Source organism: Stenotrophomonas sp. STEN031 (genome assembly GCF_056759975.1).
In genome coordinates this window covers 1-8,227 of sequence record NZ_JBRREA010000098.1, presented here as the reverse complement: position 1 = coordinate 8,227, position 8,227 = coordinate 1, and the positions used below count along the sequence as shown (strand labels likewise).

Annotated in this window: 9 protein-coding genes; 7 read left to right on the top strand and 2 right to left on the bottom strand. The window is 62.8% G+C overall.

Translation table 11 applies throughout. From position 1 onward, the window contains the following. Both ACVOLQ_RS21935 and ACVOLQ_RS21930 read left to right on the top strand, forming a co-directional pair. Window positions 1-198, top strand: a 198-nt coding sequence (locus ACVOLQ_RS21935; protein ID WP_481529297.1) for a hypothetical protein, incomplete at its 5' end; no start/stop codon positions are given. 195 nt (window positions 199-393) lie between these two features. Next, window positions 394-795 carry a helix-turn-helix domain-containing protein gene (locus tag ACVOLQ_RS21930; protein ID WP_481529296.1) on the top strand — a complete coding sequence of 134 codons (402 nt, stop codon included), beginning with the start codon at window positions 394-396 and terminating at the stop codon, window positions 793-795. Window positions 796-1,037: 242 nt separating this feature from the next. On the opposite strand, the gene gpmA is transcribed toward ACVOLQ_RS21930, so the two are convergent. Then, window positions 1,038-1,787, bottom strand: coding sequence for a 2,3-diphosphoglycerate-dependent phosphoglycerate mutase (gene gpmA / locus ACVOLQ_RS21925; RefSeq protein ID WP_293707913.1), 750 nt, complete (start codon window positions 1,785-1,787; stop codon window positions 1,038-1,040). A 403-nt stretch (window positions 1,788-2,190) separates the two neighbouring features. Between gpmA and ACVOLQ_RS21920 the strand changes: the two genes are divergently transcribed. The 3 genes from ACVOLQ_RS21920 (at window position 2,191) to ACVOLQ_RS21910 (ending at window position 4,678) form a co-directional block, all read left to right on the top strand. Then, a complete protein-coding gene (locus tag ACVOLQ_RS21920) occupies window positions 2,191-3,051 on the top strand; it encodes a pirin family protein (protein WP_481529295.1) in 861 nt (286 codons plus the stop codon). 200 nt (window positions 3,052-3,251) lie between these two features. Beyond that, the gene (gene aqpZ / locus ACVOLQ_RS21915; RefSeq protein ID WP_313170538.1) at window positions 3,252-3,971 is read left to right on the top strand and encodes an aquaporin Z; all 720 of its coding nucleotides are present in this window, start codon (window positions 3,252-3,254) and stop codon (window positions 3,969-3,971) included. Window positions 3,972-4,216: 245 nt separating this feature from the next. Then, window positions 4,217-4,678, top strand: a complete 462-nt coding sequence (locus ACVOLQ_RS21910) for a hypothetical protein (RefSeq protein WP_313170537.1) — start codon at window positions 4,217-4,219, stop codon at window positions 4,676-4,678. A 91-nt stretch (window positions 4,679-4,769) separates the two neighbouring features. Here the strand turns inward: ACVOLQ_RS21910 and ACVOLQ_RS21905 are convergent, their stop codons facing one another. Next, window positions 4,770-5,621 (bottom strand): pirin family protein, encoded by an 852-nt coding sequence (locus ACVOLQ_RS21905; RefSeq protein WP_313493839.1) that lies wholly within the window; start codon window positions 5,619-5,621, stop codon window positions 4,770-4,772. 237 nt (window positions 5,622-5,858) lie between these two features. Between ACVOLQ_RS21905 and ACVOLQ_RS21900 the strand changes: the two genes are divergently transcribed. Together ACVOLQ_RS21900 and ACVOLQ_RS21895 are read left to right on the top strand one after the other, a co-directional pair. Then, window positions 5,859-7,925 (top strand): carbon starvation CstA family protein, encoded by a 2,067-nt coding sequence (locus ACVOLQ_RS21900; RefSeq protein ID WP_313170533.1) that lies wholly within the window; start codon window positions 5,859-5,861, stop codon window positions 7,923-7,925. Then, window positions 7,925-8,149 carry a YbdD/YjiX family protein gene (locus ACVOLQ_RS21895; protein ID WP_057626620.1) on the top strand — a complete coding sequence of 75 codons (225 nt, stop codon included), beginning with the start codon at window positions 7,925-7,927 and terminating at the stop codon, window positions 8,147-8,149. The genes ACVOLQ_RS21900 and ACVOLQ_RS21895 overlap by 1 nt, the downstream gene beginning before the upstream one ends. Window positions 8,150-8,227: the final 78 nt, after the last annotated feature.

Genomic DNA, 8,227 nt, shown 5'->3' with positions numbered 1-8,227 from the left:
ACCATCCGCACCGCCCGCTCACGCACCTCGGGTGCGTACCTCGTCAATCTGTTGCTCATGGCTCCATCCTCTCAAGGTTTGGAGCCTCCGGGAAAGACGGGGCGATTCACTACAGGCGCTCAGCGCCACCATTGCCACTACCGACATCATCCATTTGCTCAAGCAGACACTCCAATCATCGTGATCAATGCCCGATGATGGCATGGCACAGCCCCATCCGAAGACTGTCTCTCTCAACTGCATGCGCACGGTGGAGCAGTTCTGCCGGCACCTTGGAAGCGCGCAAGTCGTTGATTCCTTTAGGACGACACACTGCTGTCGGCTTTCTGTCGTGTTGTCGAGCGCTGTTGTCCGGCAGCCTCGCAGCTCAGCTAACATCGGCAGGAACGCGGCATGGAAGATGAAACAGTGAAGATCGACGGAAAGCGGATCAAGCAACTGCGCGAAGCCCGCGGCTGGTCGCAGGAACACCTGGCCAGCATCTGCGGTTTGAGCCCGCGCACGGTGCAACGACTTGAAACCGAAGGCAACGCCTCGCTTGAGTCACGGATGGCGGTTGCGGCTGCGCTGGAGGTTGCGGCGGGGGACCTCCTCGATACTGGCGAATCCATCGCCAGCCCGGCAGCCAGCGCCGCAGCCATCAGTCCAGTTGACCGGATGAAAATCGGCCTGTGGATTGCCAGCCTGATCCTGGTAGCAGTCATGTTCCAGCTGGTCGTCGGGCTCAGCTTGGGCAAACAGGCCGCCGAACGCGACAACCGGATATGCCAAGCCGACCCGGCGTGCCGTCGCTGATCCGCAACGCTACTCCCAGGCATCACTCACACGACGCTAAGCCGGATCTTATTGTGGGAGCGGCGTCAGCCGCGAAGCAGGGAGATCATCAGATGACAGCTGGGCCGGCGATTCAAGCGTTGCCAGCTTCGCGGCTTACGCCGCTTCTACAAACAAAAAGACCGATGCCAGCATGTTGGCATCGGTCTTTGAGTGATTCACCGCTGGAGCAGGCAACAGCGGTGCCACTCCCGGCGAATCGCTTACTTGGCCTTACCCTGGTTGGCCACGGCCTCGGCGGCCTTCTTGGCGGCTTCCGGATCACCCAGGTAACGGAACGACTTGACGGTAAGGTCATCGTTCAATTCGAACAGCAACGGAATGCCGGTCGGGATGTTGAGCTCGAGGATTTCTTCCTTGCTCACGTTGTTGAGGTACTTGTACAGCGCGCGCAGCGAATTCCCGTGGGCAGTGACCAGCACGGTCTTGCCGTCCTTCAGCTGCGGGGCGATGGCGTCGTGCCAGTACGGCAGCACGCGGTCCAGCGTGGTGGCCAGCGATTCGGTGGCCGGCAGCGCATTGCGATCCAGGCCGGCATAACGACGGTCGTGGATCGGGTGGCCCGGATCGGCCAGCTCCATCGGCGGCGGCGGGATGTCGTAGGAACGACGCCACACCTTGACCTGCTCCTCGCCGTGCTTGGCGGCGGTCTCGGCCTTGTCCAGGCCTTGCAGGCCACCGTAGTGGCGCTCGTTCAAGCGCCAGGACTTGTTGACCGGCAGCCAATCCTGGCCCAGTTCGGCCAATGCACCCTGCAGGGTGTGGATGGCGCGCTTGAGCACCGAGGTGTGGGCCACGTCGAACTGCAGGCCTTCTTCCTTCATCAGCCGGCCGGCGGTGGCAGCCTCCTGGCGGCCCTGCTCGGTCAGGTCCACGTCCACCCAGCCGGTGAAGCGGTTGTCGAGGTTCCACTGGCTCTGGCCATGGCGCAACAGCACGAGTTTGCGGGTCACTGCGGAGGTCTCCGGATGGGGAAGTGAGGCGGCGATTGTAGCCCCTTCGCGATGGAATCCGTTCTTTGCAGGAGGTTTTGGTATGGGCACTGAGTAGCTGTGGGGAGCGGGGTTTTGTTCTCTTGCTCTGGACTCTCAGGAAGGGCAGGAGCAGAAGCTCACCCCTCCCCAACCCTCCCCTTGCCTTCGGCAAAGGGAGGGGGCCAAAGCCCAGGTTGCGCGGAGGGCAGCCGCTTCGCCCCCTCCCTTTCGCGCAGCGAAGGGGAGGGTTGGGGAGGGGTAACGCTTCCAGCTTTTCCACCCTTCCCACCAAAACAACAATCCATTCCCCGCACGGTAACCCCCTCTTCGCTCCGGCCATGCCATCCTGCCCGCACCTTCAAGCAATCCGGAGCAGCCAGCCATGACCACCATCATCAGCCCGCGCGTCCATGACCTTGGCGGCTTCCAGGTCCGCCGCGCCGTCCCCACCCTGCAGGCGCGCAGCGTAGGCTCGTTCGTGTTCGTGGACCATATGGGTCCGGCCATCTTCAGTCCCGGCCAGGGCATCGACGTGCGCCCGCATCCGCACATCGGCCTGGCCACGGTGACCTTCCTGTGGGCCGGGCAGATCGGCCACCGCGACACCCTGGGTTCGGAGCAGATCATCCACCCCGGCGACGTCAACTGGATGACCGCAGGCAGGGGCATCGCCCACTCCGAGCGCAGCCCCACCGAGGCGCGCGAACACGCGCAGGCGCTGCACGGCATGCAGACCTGGGTGGCGCTGCCCAAGAGCCATGAGGAAACCGATCCCGGCTTCTTCCACTTTTCCGCTGACCAGTTGCCACAGCAGCACCGTGATGGTGCCTGGCTGCGGGTCATCGCCGGTCGTGCCTATGGCGAGGAATCGCCGGTCAAGGTCTTCGCTGACACCTTGAACGTCGCCATCGACCTGGAGCCCGGTGCCGAGATCGACCTGGACAACTCCCACGTCGAACGCGCGCTCTACATACTTGAAGGCGATGCCCAACTGGACGGTGTGGATATCCCCACCCAGCACCTGGTCATTCCCGAAGCGGGTGCACGCGGTCGCTTCCGCGCCAAGACCCCTGTCAAGGCAATGCTGATGGGCGGCGAGCCGCTCGACGGCCCGCGCCACCTTTGGTGGAACTTCGTCTCCAGCTCCAAGGAACGCATCGAGCAGGCCAAGGACGATTGGCAGAACGGTCGCTTCGGCACGATTCCCGGCGATGACAAGGAATTCATCCCCCTACCCGGTTGACACCAACTCCCTCACCGAAGCGTGGACGGCCTTCCCATGCCCGTCCCCGCTTTTCCGTAACTGGCTACCCGCAAATCACGCATAGGCCCAAAGCACTACAGGGAAAAGCGAGAAATAGTTAACGATTTCCCTACTCATCTTCCCCGCTTCTCCGTTATTTTCCCCACACCCGCACCGGGGAAAACAAAGGGAACATCATCATGAGCATGGGAAAGCGTTTGGCTGCCGAGTTCCTCGGCACCTTCTGGCTGGTATTGGGCGGCTGCGGCAGCGCGGTACTGGCCGCGAAGTTCGGCGGTGACGGCAATCCGCTGGGTATTGGCTTTGTCGGTGTTGCCCTGGCCTTCGGCCTGACCGTACTGACCGGTGCCTATGCGTTCGGCCACATCTCCGGCGCACACTTCAACCCGGCGGTGAGCATCGGCCTGTGGGCCGGTGGTCGCTTCCCGGCCAAGGACCTGCTGCCCTATATCGTTGCCCAGGTGCTGGGCGGCATCCTGGCAGCCTTCATCCTGCTGCAGATTGCCCAAGGCAATGCCAGCTTCCTGATTGATGGCAGCCAGCCGGGTGCATTTGCCAGCAACGGCTATGGGGCACTGTCGCCGGGTGGCTACACCGTTGCGGCTGCCTTCCTGTGCGAAGTGGTGCTGACGGCGGTGTTCCTGATCGTCATCATGGGTGCCACCCACGGCCGCGCCCCGGCCGGCTTCGCGCCGATCGCCATTGGCCTGGCCCTGACCCTGATCCACCTGATCAGCATCCCGGTCACCAATACCTCGGTGAACCCGGCCCGCTCCACCGCCGTCGCCCTGTTCGCCGGCTCCGGCGCAATCAGCCAGTTGTGGCTGTTCTGGGTGGCACCGATCCTCGGTGCGGCCATCGGCGGCCTGGCCTACAAGTGGATCGGTAGCGACAAGTAAGCCATCGAATTGGTTTCAGTTGTTAGCATTTCGCCAAAACGGCCCCCTACAAGGGGCCGTTTTTCATGGGTCCAAATACTTTTTGCAAGTGACGGGGATTTTGTAATACCGTCGCAACCTGGCTGGCGCGCATGGGGATGCACGTACCGAGGGAGGGATACCACCCACCAGCCAGTACTGCCTTCAGAACCATCCACACGTTTCTTGTCGTGCCGTTGAGCCGATGTTCCTTGGGGGAATGCGAAGTGAAGACTGTCCTTGTTTTTTCCGCTGCGCTGGCGCTTGCCGCCAGCACCCACGCTTCCGCCCAGCAGGCCGTGCAGTGCCCATCACTGCCGGCCAGCAGTGGCCTGCATTGGGAGCAACAGACACAAAGCGATTTCATCGTCTGCAAAGCCACCACCGAAGATGGCCGTGCAGTGCTCAACATGATGCTGAGCGGGCGTGATCCCGGCCTGGTCTTGAACCGCCCCTTGCGCGCGGAGAAAGGCGAGTTCGGCGGCGAGACGATGCATTGGTACAAGTTGGACATGGGCGGCCGTGACCTGCCCGGTCTGGAGTCGCGTCGCATCAGCGTGGTCAAGCTGGACAAGAACCGTTATGCGCAGATCTGGATCGATGCCGCCGATACCACTGAGTTGGGCACGCTGCAGAGCCTGACCCAGACCTTGAATCTCAACCCCTCCGCGTTGGCCGGCAGCAACTGATCCACAGCGGATACCGACCCGTTGATAACGGGCCGGTGATGAAGCCCGATTGATACCGGTTCCGTCCTTGCAACGAGGGACCGGTCATCGTTCAGAAGCGCCCTTCCTGGTAGTCGACAAAGGCCTGCATCAATTCTTCGCGGGTGTTCATCACGAACGGCCCGTGCCGCGCTACCGGCTCACGCAGCGGACGCCCGGCAACCAGGATCAAGCGCGCACCTTCGGCGTCGGCACGCATCTGCAGCCGGCTGCCCTCACCCAGCACCGCCAGTTGCTGCAGTTCCACCGTGCGCGCACTCTCGCCCTCGCCCAGCACTGCACTGCCTTCGAACACATAGGCGAAGGCGTTGTGACCTTCCGGCAAGCGGTAGCTCCAGGCGCTACCCGGGCTCAAGCTGATATCCAGATAGACGGGATCGGTGGCTGGCTGCTGGATCGGACCGGTGATCGCATCGACCGTACCGGCGATTAGCTTCACGCGGACGCCTTCGGCCGGCGCCAACTGCGGGATGCGCTCGGGCGCAAATTCCTGATAGCGCGGATCGCGCATCTTGTCGCGCGCCGGCAGGTTCACCCACAGCTGGAAGCCGCGCATGCGACCGGACTCCTGCTCGGGCATCTCCGAATGCACCAGACCGCGACCAGCCGTCATCCATTGAACACTGCCGGGTGTCAGCAAACCCTCGTTGCCGTGGTTGTCCTTGTGACGCATGCGGCCATCAAGCATGTAGGTCACCGTTTCGAAACCGCGATGCGGGTGGTCGGGGAAACCGGCGATGTAATCCTCGGCCCGGTCCGTGCCGAACTCGTCCAACATCAGGAACGGATCCAGCTCCGGCAACGATGGCGTGCCGATGACCCGGGTCAGGCGGACGCCAGCACCGTCGGAGGTGGGCATGCCACGGATGCTGCGAATCACCCGGGCGGATTCTTGCTTACTCATGAGGCACCTCCTCGAACATGCGACAGACAATGGCCATCACCGGGCACCAAGCCAATCGCCACAGCTGCAACCCTTTGTTCCAGCCAAGCCTATCCCCACTGCACAGTCCCGCCCCGCAGTCATGTTCAACAAGACATGGGCCTAAGACCAAAGTCGCATCCGCTTCAGCTGCCATGCACATTGACCCCCGACCTGCATGGGTAGAACCTTGGACACATTCCCCTGCGAGGCGACTCGATGAAAGGTTTTTCAAAAGCCGGATGGGCGCTGCTGTCCCTGATTGGCGCGTTCTGTCTAGGAGTCGTGGCGCTACGCCGCGGCGAACACATCAATGCCCTGTGGATCGTGATCGCAGCGGTTTCGCTGTATCTGGTGGCGTTCCGCTACTACGGCCTGTTCATCGCCAACAAGGTGCTGGGCGTTGATCCTACCCGCGCCACCCCGGCAGTCATCAACAACGATGGCCTGGACTACGTGCCCACCAACAAGCACGTATTGTTCGGCCACCACTTCGCCGCCATTGCCGGTGCCGGCCCGCTGGTCGGCCCGGTGCTGGCCGCACAGATGGGCTACCTGCCCGGCACGCTCTGGCTGATTGCCGGCGTGGTGCTGGCCGGTGCGGTGCAGGACTTCATGATCCTGTTCATCTCCAGCCGCCGCAACGGCCGCTCGCTGGGTGATCTGGTACGCGAGGAAATGGGCCAGGTACCCGGCACCATCGCCCTGTTCGGCGTTTTCATGATCATGATCATCATCCTCGCGGTACTGGCGATGATCGTGGTGAAGGCACTGGAGGGCAGCCCCTGGGGCATGTTCACGGTGATCGCGACCATGCCGATCGCCATCCTGATGGGCGTGTACATGCGCTACATCCGCCCGGGCAAGATCGGCGAGATTTCGATTGTCGGCCTGATCCTGCTGATCGCTGCGATCTGGTACGGCGGCAAGGTGGCCGCTGACCCGGTGATGGGTCCGATGTTCACCTTCACCGGCATCCAGATCACCTGGATGCTGATCGGCTACGGCTTCGTCGCCGCCGTGCTGCCGGTGTGGCTGCTGCTGGCCCCGCGTGACTACCTGTCCACCTTCCTCAAGATCGGCACGATCGTCGGTCTCGCCATCGGCATCCTGATCGTGATGCCGGAGCTGAAGATGCCGGCACTGACCCAGTTCGCCGACGGCACCGGCCCGGTGTGGAAGGGCAGCATGTTCCCGTTCCTGTTCATCACCATTGCCTGCGGCGCGGTGTCCGGTTTCCATGCGCTCATCAGCTCGGGCACCACCCCCAAGCTGCTGGCCAATGAAGGCCATGCCGCCTACATCGGTTACGGCGGCATGCTGATGGAATCGTTCGTGGCCATCATGGCCATGGTCGCCGCTTCGATCATCGAGCCGGGCATCTACTTCGCGATGAACAGCCCGGCCGCGATCATCGGCACCGATGTGGTGCACGCGGCCCAGGTCGTCACCAACTGGGGCTTTGCAATCACCCCGGACCAGCTGACTGCCACTGCGGCAGAGATCGGTGAAACCACCATCCTCTCGCGCGCCGGTGGTGCACCCACCCTGGCCGTTGGTATCGCGCAGATCCTGCACGCTGTGCTGCCTGGCGAAGGCATGATGGCGTTCTGGTACCACTTCGCCATCCTGTTCGAAGCCCTGTTCATCCTGACCGCCGTCGATGCCGGCACCCGTTCGGGCCGCTTCATGCTGCAGGACCTGCTGGGCAACTTCGTGCCGGCCCTGCGCCGTACCGATTCGTGGGTGGCCAGCTTCATCGCCACCGGCGGCTGCGTCGCACTGTGGGGTTACTTCCTGTACCAGGGCGTGACCGATCCGCTGGGCGGCATCAACATGCTGTGGCCGCTGTTCGGCATTGCCAACCAGATGCTGGCTGGCGTGGCGCTGCTGCTGTGCACCGTGGTGCTGTTCAAGATGAAGAAGGACAAGTACGCCTGGGTGCCGCTGGTCCCGGCTATCTGGCTGCTGATCTGCACCACCGCAGCCGGCTTCATCAAGATCTTCTCCGACGTTCCGGCAGTGGGCTTCCTGGCCCAGGCGCACAAGTACCGTGACGCCATTGCCGCTGGCGAACTGCTGGCACCGTCGAAGAACTTCGACCAGATGCACCAGGTCATGGTGAACAACTACATCAACACCGGCCTGACCGCGTTGTTCCTGTTCGTGGTGTTCGCGGTGCTGGTGTACTCGGTGAAGACCATCGCCGCTGCACGCCGCTCGCCGGTTCGCACCGACAAGGAAACCCCGTACGTGGCACTGAAGCCGCACGAGGTTGACCTGTAATGGGCACCGAGCTGGTCCCCGTCGGCCAGTACCAGACGTTCCGCCGCACCTGGCGGCGTCTGGTGCAGACCGCGCGGCTTTGCTGCGGCGTACCGGACTACGACAACTATGTCCGGCACATGCGCGAGAAGCATCCCGACCGCGAGGTCATGGACTACAAAACCTTCTTTCGCGAACGCCAGGAAGCCCGCTTCGGCGGCAGGAGCGGCTTCCGCTGCTGCTGAGCCAGCGGAGACAAGCAACAAAGAAAGGCGGCGCCAATGGCGCCGCCTTTTTACTACCTGTAGTGCCGAGCCATGCTC